This is a genomic window from Prescottella sp. R16, from assembly GCF_030656875.1.
Taxonomy (GTDB): domain Bacteria; phylum Actinomycetota; class Actinomycetes; order Mycobacteriales; family Mycobacteriaceae; genus Prescottella.
Genome location: NZ_CP130943.1, coordinates 2,618,213 through 2,633,426, shown reverse-complemented (window position 1 = coordinate 2,633,426; position 15,214 = coordinate 2,618,213). Strand labels below are relative to the sequence as shown.

The 15,214-nt window shown below is 69.2% G+C and carries 21 protein-coding genes; 14 read left to right on the top strand and 7 right to left on the bottom strand.

All coding sequences use genetic code 11. From position 1 onward, the window contains the following. Positions 1-22: 22 nt before the first annotated feature. From Q5696_RS12370 to bioD, 3 genes are read left to right on the top strand one after another with little or no spacing between them, the layout of a single operon-like run. On the top strand, positions 23-466 hold the full coding sequence (locus Q5696_RS12370) for a hypothetical protein (RefSeq protein WP_305091646.1): 444 nt from the start codon (positions 23-25) through the stop codon (positions 464-466). Between the two features lie 33 nt (positions 467-499). Beyond that, on the top strand, positions 500-1,663 hold the full coding sequence (locus tag Q5696_RS12365; RefSeq protein WP_305091645.1) for an 8-amino-7-oxononanoate synthase: 1,164 nt from the start codon (positions 500-502) through the stop codon (positions 1,661-1,663). After that, positions 1,660-2,349 (top strand): dethiobiotin synthase, encoded by a 690-nt coding sequence (bioD, locus tag Q5696_RS12360; protein WP_305091644.1) that lies wholly within the window; start codon positions 1,660-1,662, stop codon positions 2,347-2,349. Before Q5696_RS12365 ends, bioD begins: the two co-directional genes overlap by 4 nt. On the opposite strand, the gene Q5696_RS12355 is transcribed toward bioD, so the two are convergent. Continuing rightward, a complete protein-coding gene (locus tag Q5696_RS12355) occupies positions 2,338-2,808 on the bottom strand; it encodes a hypothetical protein (protein ID WP_305091643.1) in 471 nt (156 codons plus the stop codon). The two genes, bioD and Q5696_RS12355, sit on opposite strands and share 12 nt — an antisense overlap. A gap of 909 nt (positions 2,809-3,717) precedes the next feature. On the opposite strand from Q5696_RS12355, the gene Q5696_RS21480 reads away from it, so the two are divergent. From Q5696_RS21480 to Q5696_RS12340, 3 genes are all read left to right on the top strand, one after another. Next, positions 3,718-4,521 carry a hypothetical protein gene (locus tag Q5696_RS21480; protein WP_370654777.1) on the top strand — a complete coding sequence of 268 codons (804 nt, stop codon included), beginning with the start codon at positions 3,718-3,720 and terminating at the stop codon, positions 4,519-4,521. A 74-nt stretch (positions 4,522-4,595) separates the two neighbouring features. Then, a complete protein-coding gene (locus tag Q5696_RS12345; protein WP_305091641.1) occupies positions 4,596-5,837 on the top strand; it encodes an AAA family ATPase in 1,242 nt (413 codons plus the stop codon). Beyond that, positions 5,834-7,087: a vWA domain-containing protein gene (locus Q5696_RS12340; RefSeq protein ID WP_305091640.1), complete on the top strand. Its 1,254-nt coding sequence runs from the start codon at positions 5,834-5,836 to the stop codon at positions 7,085-7,087. Before Q5696_RS12345 ends, Q5696_RS12340 begins: the two co-directional genes overlap by 4 nt. Before the next feature lie 22 nt (positions 7,088-7,109). Here the strand turns inward: Q5696_RS12340 and Q5696_RS12335 are convergent, their stop codons facing one another. After that, positions 7,110-7,469, bottom strand: a complete 360-nt coding sequence (locus tag Q5696_RS12335) for an Rv2640c family ArsR-like transcriptional regulator (protein WP_305091639.1) — start codon at positions 7,467-7,469, stop codon at positions 7,110-7,112. A gap of 94 nt (positions 7,470-7,563) precedes the next feature. Between Q5696_RS12335 and Q5696_RS12330 the strand changes: the two genes are divergently transcribed. Further along, positions 7,564-7,968 carry an ArsI/CadI family heavy metal resistance metalloenzyme gene (locus Q5696_RS12330; RefSeq protein ID WP_305091638.1) on the top strand — a complete coding sequence of 135 codons (405 nt, stop codon included), beginning with the start codon at positions 7,564-7,566 and terminating at the stop codon, positions 7,966-7,968. Positions 7,969-8,050: 82 nt separating this feature from the next. Here Q5696_RS12330 and Q5696_RS12325 read toward each other — a convergent pair whose 3' ends face one another. Genes Q5696_RS12325 through Q5696_RS12315 form a run of 3 tightly spaced genes read right to left on the bottom strand, consistent with a single transcriptional unit; the run spans position 8,051 to position 10,001 of the window. Continuing rightward, complete coding sequence (locus Q5696_RS12325) at positions 8,051-8,473, bottom strand: arsenate reductase ArsC (RefSeq protein ID WP_305091637.1); 423 nt, start codon at positions 8,471-8,473, stop codon at positions 8,051-8,053. Positions 8,474-8,511: 38 nt separating this feature from the next. After that, positions 8,512-9,597, bottom strand: a complete 1,086-nt coding sequence (gene arsB, locus Q5696_RS12320; RefSeq protein ID WP_305091636.1) for an ACR3 family arsenite efflux transporter — start codon at positions 9,595-9,597, stop codon at positions 8,512-8,514. Beyond that, positions 9,594-10,001 carry an ArsR/SmtB family transcription factor gene (locus Q5696_RS12315; protein WP_305091635.1) on the bottom strand — a complete coding sequence of 136 codons (408 nt, stop codon included), beginning with the start codon at positions 9,999-10,001 and terminating at the stop codon, positions 9,594-9,596. The genes arsB and Q5696_RS12315 overlap by 4 nt, the downstream gene beginning before the upstream one ends. A gap of 167 nt (positions 10,002-10,168) precedes the next feature. On the opposite strand from Q5696_RS12315, the gene Q5696_RS12310 reads away from it, so the two are divergent. Then, entirely contained in the window at positions 10,169-10,588 is a 420-nt protein-coding gene (locus Q5696_RS12310) for a DUF732 domain-containing protein (RefSeq protein ID WP_305091634.1), read from the top strand. Positions 10,589-10,772: 184 nt separating this feature from the next. Here Q5696_RS12310 and Q5696_RS12305 read toward each other — a convergent pair whose 3' ends face one another. Continuing rightward, entirely contained in the window at positions 10,773-11,723 is a 951-nt protein-coding gene (locus Q5696_RS12305) for a hypothetical protein (RefSeq protein ID WP_305091633.1), read from the bottom strand. Next, on the bottom strand, positions 11,720-12,709 hold the full coding sequence (locus Q5696_RS12300) for a hypothetical protein (RefSeq protein WP_305091632.1): 990 nt from the start codon (positions 12,707-12,709) through the stop codon (positions 11,720-11,722). Before Q5696_RS12300 ends, Q5696_RS12305 begins: the two co-directional genes overlap by 4 nt. Positions 12,710-12,837: 128 nt before the next feature. Here Q5696_RS12300 and Q5696_RS12295 point away from each other — a divergent pair, with 128 nt between their 5' ends. The 6 genes from Q5696_RS12295 to Q5696_RS12270 all read left to right on the top strand — a co-directional run bounded on the left by Q5696_RS12295 (position 12,838) and on the right by Q5696_RS12270 (position 15,200). Then, positions 12,838-12,981, top strand: a complete 144-nt coding sequence (locus Q5696_RS12295; protein WP_305091631.1) for a hypothetical protein — start codon at positions 12,838-12,840, stop codon at positions 12,979-12,981. Positions 12,982-13,135: 154 nt separating this feature from the next. Further along, on the top strand, positions 13,136-13,378 hold the full coding sequence (locus Q5696_RS12290) for a hypothetical protein (protein ID WP_305091630.1): 243 nt from the start codon (positions 13,136-13,138) through the stop codon (positions 13,376-13,378). Beyond that, positions 13,375-13,563: a hypothetical protein gene (locus Q5696_RS12285; RefSeq protein WP_305091629.1), complete on the top strand. Its 189-nt coding sequence runs from the start codon at positions 13,375-13,377 to the stop codon at positions 13,561-13,563. The genes Q5696_RS12290 and Q5696_RS12285 overlap by 4 nt, the downstream gene beginning before the upstream one ends. An 80-nt stretch (positions 13,564-13,643) precedes the next feature. Beyond that, the gene (locus tag Q5696_RS12280; RefSeq protein ID WP_305091628.1) at positions 13,644-14,045 is read left to right on the top strand and encodes a DUF4362 domain-containing protein; all 402 of its coding nucleotides are present in this window, start codon (positions 13,644-13,646) and stop codon (positions 14,043-14,045) included. 263 nt (positions 14,046-14,308) lie between these two features. Beyond that, positions 14,309-14,875, top strand: a complete 567-nt coding sequence (locus Q5696_RS12275) for a dihydrofolate reductase family protein (RefSeq protein ID WP_305091627.1) — start codon at positions 14,309-14,311, stop codon at positions 14,873-14,875. Then, positions 14,775-15,200: an ArsR/SmtB family transcription factor gene (locus Q5696_RS12270; RefSeq protein WP_305091626.1), complete on the top strand. Its 426-nt coding sequence runs from the start codon at positions 14,775-14,777 to the stop codon at positions 15,198-15,200. The genes Q5696_RS12275 and Q5696_RS12270 overlap by 101 nt, the downstream gene beginning before the upstream one ends. The last annotated feature ends 14 nt before the right edge of the window (positions 15,201-15,214 follow it).

Sequence of the window (15,214 nt, the reverse complement as noted above, 5' to 3'; positions counted from 1 at the left end):
TCTGCGTCGCTACCTTCGGGGAGTGGACCGTTATCCCTTCTCCCAGCCCCGCCCGGTCACCGGCCTGCTCGTCGTCGTCGGCCTGTTGCTGGGGTCGACGGCGGCGCTCGCGTGGTACGTCGGCGCGGACTCGGCCGCATGGTGGCCGAGTCTGCCGTTGCTGGCGGGGCTGGGTGCGCTGATCGGCTGGTTCGTCGCCGCGTGCGCGAACGCGGAGGGCTGGCGGATGATGCGCGCCCGCGACGTCGGCTACCGGCCGCTGGCCGTGCTGACGACCGGCACCGCGCTGCTCGCCGGAGGATGCTTCGCGTGGGCGTGGAGTGCCGCGCCGCCGGCGTCCGGGACGGCGTCCCCGTCTCCGTGGCTGACGTTCCCGTTGCTGAGCATCGTGGTCGCCGCCGTCGCCGCGGTGGTCGCGTACGAACTGGACATCCGGGTGTTCCGGGTTCGCCGACGCCCGACTTGAACGCCGTTCAAGTCGGCTTGTAGGGTGCTCGGCGTGGGTACGACACGCGCCGAGGGCACTGCACTGGACTGGCTGGACGACGTCGAGACGCAGCGGCGGACGGCCGGGCTGCGCCGCGAACTGCGGCCACGGGACCCGTCGGAACCGATGATCGACCTCGCGTCCAACGACTATCTGGGTCTCGTCCGGCACCCCGAGGTGATCGACGGTGCGGTCGACGCCGTCCGGCGGTGGGGTGGCGGCGCGACCGGTTCGCGACTGGTCACCGGAACCACCACGGACCACGACCGGCTCGAACACGAACTCGCCGACTTCGTGGGCGCCGAAGCGGGCCTGGTCTTCGCGAGCGGTTACGCCGCGAACCTCGGTGCGGTGACGGCACTCTCGGGCAAGGGTGGCCTGATCGTCTCCGACGCCGGATCGCACGCGTCCCTCGTCGACGCGTGCCGGCTGTCCCGGTCGCGGGTGGTCGTCGCCCCGCACGCCGACGTCGACTTCCTGGCCCGCACCCTCGCCGGCCGCACCGAGGAACGGGCCCTCGTCCTCACCGATTCGGTGTTCAGCGCCGACGGCGACCTCGCGCCCCTGCTCGACATGCACCGGGTGTGCCGCGAGCACGGCGCCGTGCTCCTCGTGGACGAGGCACACGGCATCGGCGTGCGCGGGCACGGCGGACGCGGCCTGGTGCACGAGGCGGGTCTGGCGGGGCAGCCGGACATCGTGGTGACCGCGACCCTGTCGAAATCCCTGGCCGCGCAGGGTGGTGCGGTGCTGGCGTCCGAGCGGGTGCGGGCGCACCTGATCGACGCGGCCCGCACGTTCATCTTCGACACCGGGCTCGCGCCGGCTGCCGTCGGCGCCGCCCGCGCCGCCCTCGCAGTCCTGATCCGGGAACCCGAGCGTGCCGCCGCCGTCCTGGACCGGGCCCGAGACCTGGCCCGCATCACCGGGGCGGCGGTACCCGAATCCGCGGTGGTGTCGGTGATCCTCGGCGACCCACAGGTCGCGTACGACGCCGCGGTCGCCTGCCGCGAACAGGGGCTGCACGTCGGATGCTTCCGGCCGCCGTCGGTCCCCGAGGGGACGTCGCGGCTGCGGCTCACCGCCCGGGCCACGATCGACGCCGACGAGATGGCGCGGATCGCATCGATCCTCACCGACGTACTCGAGGCGCACCGGTCGAAGGCCGCGGCATGACCGTGCTCGTGGTGTCCGGCACCTCCACCGACGTCGGCAAGACCGTCGTCACCGCAGCACTCGTGGCCGTGCTTGCCGCGCAGGGGCTTTCGGTCGCGGTGTGCAAACCCGGACAGACCGGTGTCGCGCCCGGCGAGCCCGGCGATCTGGCCGACGTGACGCGACTGACCGGTGTCACCACGACCGTCGAGCTGGCCCGCTACCCGGAACCGCTCGCCCCCGACACCGCGGCCCGCCGCGCCGGACTGCCGCCACTGAACCGGGCCCAGGTGGTGGCGGCGGTCCGGGAACTCGAGGCCCGCCACGACATCGTCCTGGTCGAGGGTGCCGGGGGACTGCTGGTGCGGCTCGGGGACGACGGGTTCACGATCCGTGACGTGGCCGCCGACCTCGGTGCCCCGGTCGTCGTGGTCGCGGCCGCCGGACTCGGAACCTTGAACCACTGCGCACTCACCGCGGAAGCCCTCGCCTCCCGCGACGTGTCGTGCAGTGGATTCGTCGTCGGATCCTGGCCGGGCACACCGGACCTCGCGGCCCGCTGCAACCTCGACGACCTCCCCGCCGTCACCGGCGCACCACTCGTCGGCCGGATCCCGGAAGGCTCCGGGCGGCTGGACGCGGCGGTGTTCACCGCCGCGGCAGCGGACTGGTTCGAGCAGGACTGGGTCGGGGCGCTAGGGAGGTAGTGGCAGTGTCCGCACCCGGAGCGCATACGCGGCGACCTGGTAGTCGTCCAGGTGCGTGTGCCCGGGGCGGAGGCTCTGCGGCCCGTCGTAAGTGACGCTGTACCAGTTCGGGTACTGGGTCGGCGTGCGCACGACATGCTGGAACAGTGGTACACGCTCGATCAACTGCACCCGTCCGGTGGGCTGCGTGTGGTAGTCGATCCACAGGTAGCGGTCCCACATCAAGCACCCGGACAGTACGGTCTCGCCGGCTGCGTCGATGTAGCTCGGGACGATCGTGGTGAAGCCGTCGCCGAGATCGGCGAGACGCTCGATCCGGTCGTCGGCCGTGACCTTCTCGATCCGGGCCGCGACCTCGGTCACCAATTCATCCGGCGCCGTGTCCGTCCAGTACGTCGTCGGTTCGAACACGTCCCCCACCTCGGGCTGGTCGGGGAACGGTTCGAGATCCTCGATCATCCACAGGATCGTCATGAGTGGCGAAGCGGTGCATGGAGATACGGGGTGAGTGGGCTGTTGTCGAGGATCCAGCGGGAAACGAACACCGTGAGTGTGCGATGTGCCGGTGCGGCAATCATTGTCGAACCCCACGCACTCGGGGAACCGACGGTCGACGCCGTCGGGCGCGGGGCTACCTTGCCGATGAGTCTACATCCGGGGTCGCCTCCGCTACGCGGATCGCCGGAGGATCTCTTTGGCGCCGATGCTGCACTGGCCGGAATCGTCGAGCCGCGCTAGCATTGCGCCGATGACGAATCACTCTGATCCAAGATTGGGGGCCCAGTTCACTTGCGGTGAGTGCTGATGCACCTACCGACCGTGAACGGGACCGATCCCCGACTGTCCTTCTGGCGGCGTGTGCGCGAGTTCGCCGTGCCGCCCTCCATGATCGAAACCGCAACCGATCGGCGCCGGGAAGGCGACTGGCTCGGGGCTTGTGCCGCAGCGGGTTTCGATCCAGACATCGATCTGCGGGTAGTGGCCCGAACGTACGGCCACGATGTTGCGGAACAACTCCTGGCCGATCTGCACAATCTGGCACCCGACCTGCTGCGATGGCATCTGCCCCGTGTGGCCCCCGACGGACTGCTCCGGCCCGGACTGACCGTCGCACTGGCCCGTTACGGGCCGCGGGGCCATCGAAAACATTGCGACGGAAATGGTTCCGTGTACCTTGTGGCCCGGACCGCGCCGTCGTGGGCGGATGCCGGGCAGCGGATCGTGCTGACCCTGTGGGGCAGCACGGAACCCGCTCGCCACGCTCATCCGCACCCGCGTCCCAACCGGCGCTACCGGCTGGATCTCCATCGGCACCTGTGGGACGCCCGCACAGCCGATGAACTCCGAACACGGTGCGGGACAGGATATGTGCCCGACGGTACGGCATTCGACCCGGCACTGTCCGAGGTGCTGCCGGAGGGCTGCGCCGTCGACCGCTGGGCAGCCGAGATCGGCATCCTGCTCGACGTGGACGGGAAGCGCGACGGGCCCGTGCGGGTGCGGTGCGGTGGACGGTCCGACCTGGTGGTGGAGCGGGTCGGTGCCGATGCTGCCGTGCTGCGCCTCGTCGACGACCACCCGCGCGGGCGGCGAGCAGCGCTGCCGGTGCTGCCCGACGCCGCAACCTGGGTGCTGCCCGACCTGGAGCTACTCCGGTCCGGCGCGATCACGGCCGACAGGCTGCATCCGCTGGTCGCCGCCGCGCTGGCACCGGGGGCATCGCCGGGGCATCCTGGAACGGCGAACCGGGAGAGCGGGATTCGCGTGGTCGACTGCCGTGGCGAACAGCACCGGATCGCGCTGGTCGACGGCGCCCTGACCGCACTCGACCACGATCCCGCCGAGATCCGGCGCGAAGAACTGCTCGTCGCACTGGGTGGCACCCCGCTACCGTGCCTGCAGGCCATCGACCGGGCACATCGGCACCCGGACTGCCTGACCGGCGTCCGGGAACGGCTCGACCACGGAGACGTTACCGGGGCGCTGGCCGTCGTCGAAGAGCTCCTCGGCCACGACGCCGTCCTGCGCGAGGGTCCACTGCTGGACGAACTCCGGGCGGCCGCGGACCGCCGTGCCACGTACGAGCGGTTCCGTTCCACACCGGCCGATTCGCCGCCCACCTCGCGGCCGCATCGCAGCCGCCGGCGGTCGCGCCGCACCCTCTCGCACTGATCTCTTCTCTCGAAAACTTCTGTCCTGCAGTACGGTCGGTCGGCCGTCTGCGACTCCTTCCGACATCACAGGTGATGCACATGTCTTCCATTCTTCTTCCGAACCGGTCCCGGACCGTCGAACTCGACAGCGCCGCAGCACTGTCGGCGATGCTCGATACCGTCACCACCGAACCACGTCCCGACAACCAGCTCGAGGCCCTCACTCTGGCGGTGGCAGCGGACCTGCCGGTCCTGCTGTGGGGCGAACCCGGCATCGGCAAGACCGCCGCCCTGACCCAGCTGGCGGACGCCCTGGACCTGCCGCTGACCACCGTCATCGCGAGCGTGCACGAGCCGTCGGACTTCTCGGGTCTGCCCGTCCTCGGGGACGATCCGGCAACCCAGGGGGTTCCGATGGCCCCGCCGGACTGGGCCGTCCGGCTCGTGCAGGCCGGGCGGGGGCTGCTGTTCCTCGACGAACTGTCGACGGCGCCGCCCGCCGTGCAGGCGGCCCTGCTGCGTCTCGTCCTGGAACGACGCATCGGGGCACTGCAACTGCCGGCCGGTGTCCGTATCGTGGCCGCCGCGAACCCGCCGTCCTCGGCGGCGGACGGCTGGGAGTTGAGCCCGCCGCTGGCGAACCGTTTCGTGCACCTGAACTGGACCCACGACCACGACGTGGTCGTCCGCGGTCTCGGTGGCACCTGGCCGCGCGCGACCCTGCCCGGACTCGACCCGGAAAAGTTCTCCGACGCAGTGACATTCGCCCGGCGTGCGGTCTGTGAACTTCTCGCGGCCCGTCCCGCGCTCGTGCACCAGCTCCCCGGCAGTCAGACCCGCCGCGGCGGCGCGTGGCCGTCGCCGCGGAGCTGGGACATGACCGTGCGGCTGGTCGCGTTCGCCACCGCGGCCGCGTCGTCGGCGGACGTGCTGTCCCTGCTGGTCCGGGGTGCGGTCGGCGACGGCCCCGGGTTCGAGCTCCTGGCTGCTATGGACCGCATGGATCTTCCGGACCCCGAGACACTGCTCGCCGATCCGGCCGCCGCCGTCCTGCCCGAGCGCGGTGACCTGCGTCAGGCCGTGCTCGATGCCGTGGTCGCGGCCGTCCGCAGCCGGCCGGAGAAGTCCCGCTGGGACGCGGCGTGGACGGTCCTGGTCACCGCGGTGCAGACCGGGCCGCCGGACCTCGTGGTCGTCCCGGCGACCACCCTGGCCGCCCTGCGCCGAGACGACTGGGAGGTGCCCGCGGCGATCGACGACCTCGCCGGAGTCGTGTCGGTGTCCCGGACCGCCGACCGGGTCGGGGATCGTGTTGCCGCACGGGTCGGCCGATGACGACGGTCACGGAGCTCGCGGCCCTAGGCCTGGACACAGACAGGATCTACGCCGCCCGATTGCACGCGGTCCGCGCCCGGCCCTATCTGGCGGCCGCCCTGTATGCGCTGCACATCGTCGCGACGCCGCGGGTGTCGACCATCGGCGTGGACCGGTACTGGCGCTGCTACGTCTCGCCGGCCTTCGTCGCCCAGCGGCCGGTGGAGGAACTGGCATCGCATCTGGTCCACGGGGTGTCGCATCTGCTGCGCGACCACCACGGCCGCAGCGACCGGTACGCCCGCGCACACGACCTGACCGGCCACGCCGAGCGACTCCGGATGAATCTGGCCGCGGACGCGGAGATCAACGACGACACGTTCGGCGACGGACTGCCGACACCCGACGACGCCGTCCTGCCGTCGACCCTGGGCCTGCCCGGCGGTGAGCTCATGGAGGACTACCTGCGCCGGTTCCGTCTCGGCCCCGGCACCGACGGTCTGACGTGGCTCGACTGCGGCAGCGGCGCCGACGGGCTGCACCGGGAATGGGAACTGGGTCCGGACGGGGCGAACGGGCTCAGCGATCAGCAACGTGACGCCGTCCGTTTCCGGGTGGCGCACAGTATCGTCGGCCGCCCCGGGGATGCGCCCCACGGCTGGCGGCGGTGGGCGGAGGAGGCGCTGCACCCGACGCAGCCGTGGCGAGCCCTGCTGGGCGCGGCGATCCGCTCCGCGACCTCGTCGTCCGGTACCGGCGAGAACTACACCTACCGGCGTCCGGCGCGACGCTCCGCCGCAGTGCCGGGCGCGATCCTGCCGAGCCTGCGGCGCACCCCGCCCCGGGTCGGCATCGTCGTGGACACGTCGGGGTCGGTCAGCGACGCCGATCTGGGCAGCGCCCTGCTCGAGGTGGCGGCCATCACTCGGGCCGTGGGCGGACGCCGCGACCTGGTGACGGTGCTGTCGTGTGATGCGGCGGCCCGGGTGGTGCACCCGCTGTGCCGGGCCGAGGACATTCCACTGTTCGGCGGTGGTGGGACGGATCTGCGGGCCGGATTCGAGCGGGCGCTGCAGGCTCGGCCCCGCCCCGACGTGGTCGTCGTCCTCACCGACGGGCAGACCCCCTGGCCGGGCAGCCGCCCGGGATGCCGGACGGTGATCGGACTGTTCCCGCGGACGCGTCCGACGATGTGGCCGGACGACGACTACGTTCCGGACCGGCCACCGGAGTGGGCTCACGTCGTGGAGATCGGGACCCGGCGGAGCTGAGCCGCCTCGTCGCGGTCGGTCGTCAGCGGCAGCAGTTCGGGTCGAGGACCGCGCGCAGGGCGTCGAGAGCTTCGGTGCGTACGCGGTGGTAGACGTTCATTCCCCGGCGTGCGGACACGACCATACCGGCCTTGCGGAGCTGACCGAGGTGATGGCTGACGGTCGATTCGGCCAAGTCGACGCCGGTGGCGAGATCGCAGGTGCAGACCTCGCCTGCGTCAGTGGTGAGCAGAATGGACATCAGCTTGATCCGGACCGGGTCGGCGAGAGCCTTGAGCCGCAGCGCAACCTCGAGTGCGGCGTCGTCGCTCATCGGCCCGGCCGAGACCGGCGCACAGCAGATCGGTGCGCTGACGTCGATGACCGGCAAAGCTTTCGGCATGGCAACAACCCTACCCAACCTCCTTGACATATGTCGAAAAGGTGGATCATCCTGGGGGGAAGGTCTTCGCCATATATCGAATAGGTGGTCTGTCATGTCACGCGCTCAACTTGCACTCAACGTCGACGACCTGCAGGAAGCGGTCACGTTCTACTCGAAGCTGTTCGGCACCGAGCCGGCCAAGCTGAAGCCGGGATACGCGAACTTCGCGATCGCCGAGCCGCCGCTCAAGCTGGTGCTCCTCGAGAACCCGGGCAAGGGCGGCACGATCAACCACCTCGGTGTGGAGGTCGAATCGTCGGAGAAGGTGCACGCGGAGATCGCACGTCTCACCGACGAGGGGCTGTTCACTGACGAGGAGATCGGCACGACCTGTTGCTTCGCCACCCAGGACAAGGTGTGGGTGACCGGGCCGGCCGGGGAGAAGTGGGAGATCTACACGGTCCTGGCGGACTCGGAGACGTTCGGTCAGGGACCGGTGGAAGAGTCCTGCTGCTGAAGGAGACCAGAGACGATCCGCTGCGGGCGGTTGCTGCGAACTCCTCTCGGTGTTCGGCGCAGCAAACGCCCGCAGCGGATCGTCAGGTCCCGGTGGTCAGTTCGGCGATCAGCGCCTCGACGCGCACTCGAATCTCGTCGCGGATCGGCCGGACGGCGTCGACGCCCTGGCCGGCCGGGTCGTCGAGGGTCCAGTCGCGGTAGGACTTTCCGGGGAACACCGGGCAGGTGTCGCCACAGCCCATCGTGATCACCACATCCGAGGCCTGCACGGCGTCGGCGGTGAGGATCTTCGGGGACTGGGTGGAGATGTCGATACCGATCTCGGCCATCGCTTCCACCGCGGCCGGGTTGACCTGGTCTGCCGGGGCGCTGCCTGCGGAGCGGACCTCGATCCGGTCACCGGCCAGTGCGGTGAGGAATCCGGCGGCCATCTGGGAGCGGCCGGCGTTGTGGACGCAGACGAACAGGACCGACGGCGTGGTGTTCGGGGATGCGGTGGTCATCGAGAACCTTTCGGAAGCAAGGGAAGTCGGTCGTGCGATTACGAGGGAAGCTGCGTGGGCGCCGGGGTGCGGGTGAAGCGTTTGCGGAGCGCGAGGGAGACGTAGACGAGGCCGACCAGGATCGGCACTTCGATCAGCGGGCCGACCACACCGGCGAGGGCTTGCCCGGAGGTGGCGCCGTAGGTGGCGATGGCGACCGCGATGGCGAGCTCGAAGTTGTTGCCCGCGGCGGTGAACGCGAGGGTGGTGGTGCGTTCGTAGCCGAGGCCCATTGCGGCGCCGAGGGCGTAGCCGCCGCCCCACATGAGCGCGAAGTATGCCAGCAGCGGGATCGCGATCCGGACCACATCGAGGGGTTGCGAGGTGATCTGCTCGCCCTGCAACGCGAAGAGGATCACGATGGTGAACAGCAGCCCGTAGAGCGCCCACGGCCCGATCTTCGGCAGGAACCGCTCCTCGTACCACTCGCGGCCCTTGGCCTTCTCTCCGTAGTGGCGGGTGAGGAATCCGGCGAGCAGGGGGATGCCGAGGAAGATCAGCACCGATTTCGCGATCTGCCACGGGGAGGTGTCGATGGTGGTCTGCTCGAGCCCGAGCCAGCCGGGCAGGACCGAGAGGTAGAACCAGCCGAGCACGGCGAACATGATCACCTGGAACACGGAGTTGATCGCGACCAGCACGGCGGCGGCCTCGCGGTCGCCGCAGGCGAGGTCGTTCCAGATGATGACCATCGCGATGCAGCGGGCGAGGCCGACGATGATCAGCCCGGTCCGGTACTCGGGCAGGTCGGGTAGGAAGATCCACGCGAGGGCGAACATCAGCGCCGGCCCGAGCACCCAGTTCAGCAGCAGGGAGCCGAGCAGCAGACGCCGGTCGCCGGTGACGGTGTCGAGTCGGTCGTAGCGCACCTTCGCCAGCACCGGATACATCATGATCAGAAGGCCGAGCGCGATCGGCAGGGAGATGCCGTCGAGTTCCACCGATGACAGGGTGTCGCCGAGGCCGGGAATCATCCGGCCCAGCAGCAGCCCGGCGGCCATCGCGACGCCGATCCACACGGCGAGGAACCGGTCCAGGGTCGAGAGCTTGCCGACGACAGCGGGAGGGGTGGTCGTCTCGGTCACCGGACCGCCTCCGCGGCCACGACGGCATCGGTCGACACGCAGGCCGAGCTTTCGACGACGCCGGATTCGGACGACAGGATCGCCGACAGCTGCGCGAGCGCGGACGGGATCACCCGGTAGTACACCCAGGTGCCACGCCGCTCGCAGTCGAGCAGGCCGGCCTCACGCAACACCTTGAGGTGGTGCGAGATCGTCGGCTGCGACAGCGTGAACGCCGGTGAGATGTCGCAGACGCACGCCTCACCGCCCTCGTGACCGGCGATCCGGCTCAGCATCCGCAGCCGGACGGGATCGCCGAGAGCCTTGAACATCCGGGCAAGATCACCCGCCCGGTCCTCGTTCAACGACTTCTGGGTCAACGGTGCACAACACGGCTCGTCACCTCGGCCATACTGTATCGACATACGTCGATATTGACATCGATCGAATCAGGACGCGAATCGGTCCTGCGGCCGGGACAGTGACTGCAGGCGTAACGGCGGCCGCTGACCTGCCGATTGATGTGCCGCAGGGTGAACCAGGTCGGTGTCTGCCGTCCGGGTTCGGTAGTCGGGTTTTCGTGAGGTGGGGCATGGTCCGTGTGGGACGCGGTTCGCGGGCAGGTCGTGGACGGGTCACCGCTGTTCTGGCTGCGGCGGTTCTGGTCGCCGCCGTCGTGGTCGGCGGGATCTGGTTCCTCGCGGACCGGGATGCGCCGACGTCGGTCGCGACGAGCAGAGCGGAAGACGACGACAACCAGGGTTCCGGTGCTGATGCCGTATTCATCCGCACCCTCGACGACAAGGGCATCGACTACGGCACCGTGGGTGACGCGATCTGGTCGGCCGGCACGGTCTGCGACTCGGTCCACTCCGATCCGGCGGCCGAACTCCGGACGATCACCGACGTCTTCGCGACGACCGCAGGCCTGACCCGCCCGGAAGCGCAGGATTTCGTCGGCGCCGCCGTGGCCGCCTACTGCCCGCAGTACACCGACTACGTCCCCCGATAGATGTAGTTCACCCATGATCGGACGGTATGCGCGACAGGCAGAGTCGGTAGAGGACGTCATGTAGCCGGGTCGAGCGAAGGATCGAAAGCGTCGGCCACCGGTGTACACCGCTGCGGCAACTCGCCCCGGTCCTGTGCCCGCCACGTCACCTGAAGAGCGGGATGTTTCCTGGCGCACCGCGCCGTCACAGCTCCTGTTCGGGTCCCGTGTCGGCGTCCGACTCGACTGCATGCGGGCCACCGGTGGGCGACGCGTCGGCTGCAGGGGACGTCAATGTGCGTGGATGGGCGGCCGCAGCCAGCGCGGACAGCAACGCGTCGTGCCCGCCCGTCGCACGAGACGACCGCTGTTCTGGACGGATGGCCTGGGGGTCAGCGACATGTCTGCGGATGAGTGCAGACAGACGGCCCGCAGGGACGACCAGTCCGTCGACCAGCCGGCGTCGATCGACCATCGACACCAACTCGTACAGCGCCCGGGCCGCATCGCCGCGGGCACCCCGGCGCGGGGTGTCGAGCCGCCAACCGGGAAGCTGACCGCGGTGCTCGTGTGCGATCACCAACAGCGTGCACAGATCGGTGACATCCTTCGCCGCAAGACGACTACGCCAGCTCAGGGCTTTGAGCACCACCGCCTGCTCGACGTCGGGGATCGGCACCTCGAACGCCACCGCCTCTCCGGTAGTCAGCTGCGCCCGCACCCGCACCTCGACGGGATCACTTGCCAGGGCGAGATTCAGCCCAGGGATGGCATCGAACCCGCGACCGGCGTACTCGACTCGCTCGAGCCGGCGCCCGCTGGTGCCGGGTACCAGCAGATCCACGGCCAGCGGCGTCTCACCACCCGACGGGGCTTCGTAGTGATTACCCGTCACCCTCCGATACCCACGCTCGACAAGGGCCACATGCAGCCCCGCATCGGCAGCGACGACCGTCTCCATCCCCGCATCGGCGTCGGCGGTCACCCGCGCCACAGTCTCCGACGTCGGATACACCTTGCCGAGCAGATGCACCATGTGCCCACCGATCACCCGATAGTTGCTGCCCCGTGCCGCAGCCGCGAGATCGGCCAGGGCGCGCAAACCCCGATCGGCAGCATTCGACGCCGCAACGACCTCGATCTCGATCTCGGTCACAGTGCCTCCTCACGGATCGCGGTGAGTAGACGTTCGGCGGCCTCGTGGGCGTCGGCACCGGCACTGCGGCGCACATCGTGCGCGGTGATCACCGGATCTGCCAGCAACACTGGCTTACCCGCTGCGGCAGCGGTGCGCCACAGGGTCGGATCGGCCGGCACCCGGATCGCCAGGGTGTGTTCTTCCGCGGTGGCCGGAGCGAACCCGGCCGCAGTCAGATCGACGAACTCGGGAACGTAGAGCACCGCGCGCGCCGGTAACCGCCACGGCGCGTACACGTCCGCGGCTGCATCCCCACTCAACAGCACCTCCACACCCTGGTCGCGGCAGAACTCGACCGCGGCGGTCGCCTGCGCGATCACCTCGTCCACGCCGTACCAGTATGTGGTGGCGCCACCGGCGCCCGGATAGTCGGCCAGATGCTCCGACAACAGGTCCTCGCGGCTGGACGCGGTCCATCCGCCAGTGGTCCGGCGGGCATGCCGGGACTGCCGCAATGCCAGTGACACCGCCTGCTGGGACACCCCCAGCAGCACCGCCAACTCCCGCTGTGTCATCGGGTCACGGGTGAACAGCAGTAGTCGTTCCAGCGCCCACCGCACCCACGGCCGCCGTCCCCGCGCGGCCGTGGGTGCGGGAACAGGCCGCGGCGCACCGCCCTCGACGCGGTACCGCGCACCGTCCACCACGACCAGGTCCTCGTCTGTGCCGATCACATCCACTTCCCCCTCGGAGGAGAGCCGCCGCAGATGCGGTGTGGCATGGGGCGTGACCACGAGTAACCGTCGAGCCTCGGCTGTCGCAGTGCGCAGGCCGACCAGGTCGGACGGTGTCGGCGGCCGCCGGTGCACCGTCACCGCCGCGGACACTCCCCGTCCATCAGGCAAGACCAACTCCATGGTGTCCAGTGAGCCCGACACCATGCGGATGTCGGCCCGGCGCAGCACCTCGAGCGCATCCGAGAAGATCCGCGATTCCTCCCCCATGGGCACCCCCTCTCCAGCAAATACAAGAATAAGTAGATAATACTACTTTAGCTTGTATTCAAGGGTTGGAGGCCGACACGCGGCGCGGGAAGAGCCGACGGAAGGTCAGCACAGTACGTTCGTCACCGTTGACGTCACCGAGCTGGGGATCACCGCTTACCGCCATCGGCCATGACGTTGGGGATGCCTCCAGCGTCGACAACAAAAAAGATGTCGACCAGCAGATCTCCGCGCAGTACCTGATCCTCCAGCAAGCCGACCAGAACCACTGACCCACAACAGGACACGCCGACTACCGCAGGGCAGAGACGCCGGTGGCCCCGCATCCACGCAGAGCCACCCGTGTCTCTGTCCCAGGCGCCTCAGGATAGGAAAAGCCGCACAACGGCTAACGGGAGAACACTTCCATCTGATCGAGGAGTCCCGATGGTCCTGCCGATTCCCCACGGACGACGTGCCGGTGTCGTTCTCGCGCTGGTCGGTGCCGCGGTGGTGCTCGGCGCGCCGACCGCCGGTGCCGATCCCGCCGGCCCGTCGATTCCCCGCGGCGGCCTCGCGGCTGTCCACGACGTGCTCGGCCTGCAGGACCCCGGCTTCTGGAACCCCGACGTTCGCGGAACCCGTGTCTCCTGTCTCCGGTCCGGCCCGGGGAAACGGTGTACTGCGTGAGCGGCTACGAATCGCCGCCCGGGTGCGCCACACTCGACTGGCACTGGTCCTCACCGCAGCGTGACCTCGTGTTCGTCGACGTTCCCATGATCGGACGGCCGCCGGTGCGCGTGTGGACGGACATCCTCCCCCGCTTGAACGAGGGATCCCTGGGGCAGCTGCTGCAACGCTTCTTCACTCGCTGACACCGGAGCGACAGACACTGGTGTCAGCCTGATCGCAGGGGGCGCGGACGATGCGGGTAGCGGTGCGATGCACGCCTTTCGTGATCCTTGTCGCCACGATCGTTGCGGTTGCCTATTTCAGTCAAGAACCTCCGGCCAGGCCGACGCCTGCCGACATCGCCCGGCGCTCCCCGCTGCCGAGTTGCGGTGACGCAGCGCTCCGCCCCGGGGCCGAGCTGCAGGAGCCACTCACCCCATCGGTGATCGACTGCCTGTCGGCCGGTCGTGAACGTAACGGCGGCGAGTTCGCTCTCACCCTATACACGACCGAGGGCGACCCCATCGTGTACTACCTGCGGGTGATGGCCGGCACGAACGACGTCGACGTGCTGGTCGACTCGTCGCAGGACCGGTTCGGTGGCGGACCCGGCCGGCGCAGAGCCTCCTGCACGATCGTCGAACTCTCTGCCGACCTGCTCCGCGACTGCATAGCCGACTCCTGAGTCCCGGCCCACCCTGAATCAGCGCTTCTCCCACCTCTTCTGTGGACCGCGGTACTGATGCAGAGCAGGGCGGCCGACGCCGAGGATCTCGGCGATTTTGATGGGTGCGGCACACCGAACCTGGCCGGCAACCAGTCCGCACGCACGATCGGGGCGATGAATTCGGATGCGCCCGGCGGTCGATACCTCTAAGGCCGTCGTAGGGGCGGCGGCTACCGACAAGAGCCGGGGTTACGGATGGTCGCCGGCGGTGAGGAGTGGGCATGAGCAAGGTGATGTGGGGTTTCACATGTTCGATCGACGGGTTCATCGCGGGGGTCGGTCATGACATGAGTTGGATGTCCGCGGCCGAACCGCTCGCTGAGGGCACTATCGAGAAGATGGCGGGGCAAGTCGCGGTGATCATCTCCGGTAGGTCCGGCTACGACGCCGCAAAAGCGCAGCACGGTCAGCGAGACGAGACCACGTCGCAAGCCTATGGCGGCGCATGGTCGGGAGCCGAGTTCATCCTGACCCACCGGCCGGAGGAAATTGCCGACGACCCAACCATTGTCGCGATGAACTGCGATGTCGAGGAGGCCATCGACCGTGCGAAGAAGATCGCCGGAAACAGGGATGTGCAGATCATCAGCGCCGACATCGCTCGCCAGGCCCTGGAACGCGATCTGATCGACGAACTTCAGGTCTTCGTCGCGCCCGTCTTCCTGGGCGACGGCACCCGGATCTTCGATGTGTCCGGCGGCCGCAGGGTCGAGTGGGAACTGGTGGAGATCTTCGAGGACAGCCCGCGCAGCTTCGGGCGCGTATATCGCCCCAAAGGGATCCATTGACATCCCGCGTGGCGGTGAGCATGCCGTCGGGGATCTGGTCGGCCGTCTCGATCTGAGTCAGCCGGGGGTCTCCCAGTACCTCCAGGCGCTGCGCGAGGCCGGCCTGGTGACCTCGCGGAAATACGGCAAACGGCGGGTGTACTCATTGCGGCCCGCCCCCTTGCTCGGAATCGGCCGATGGCTGGAGCCTTACCGGCACGTGTGGTCGCAGCACCTGGACGCCCTGGATGTAGTTCCCAGGCATTGGACATGCCCCGGGGTCGATTGGACGAGCAGGTTGGCAAGTGGTGGCTGCGCCCCTGTGGCTGCTGCGCGTCCGGGGTAGGAGGCCACCGGCCG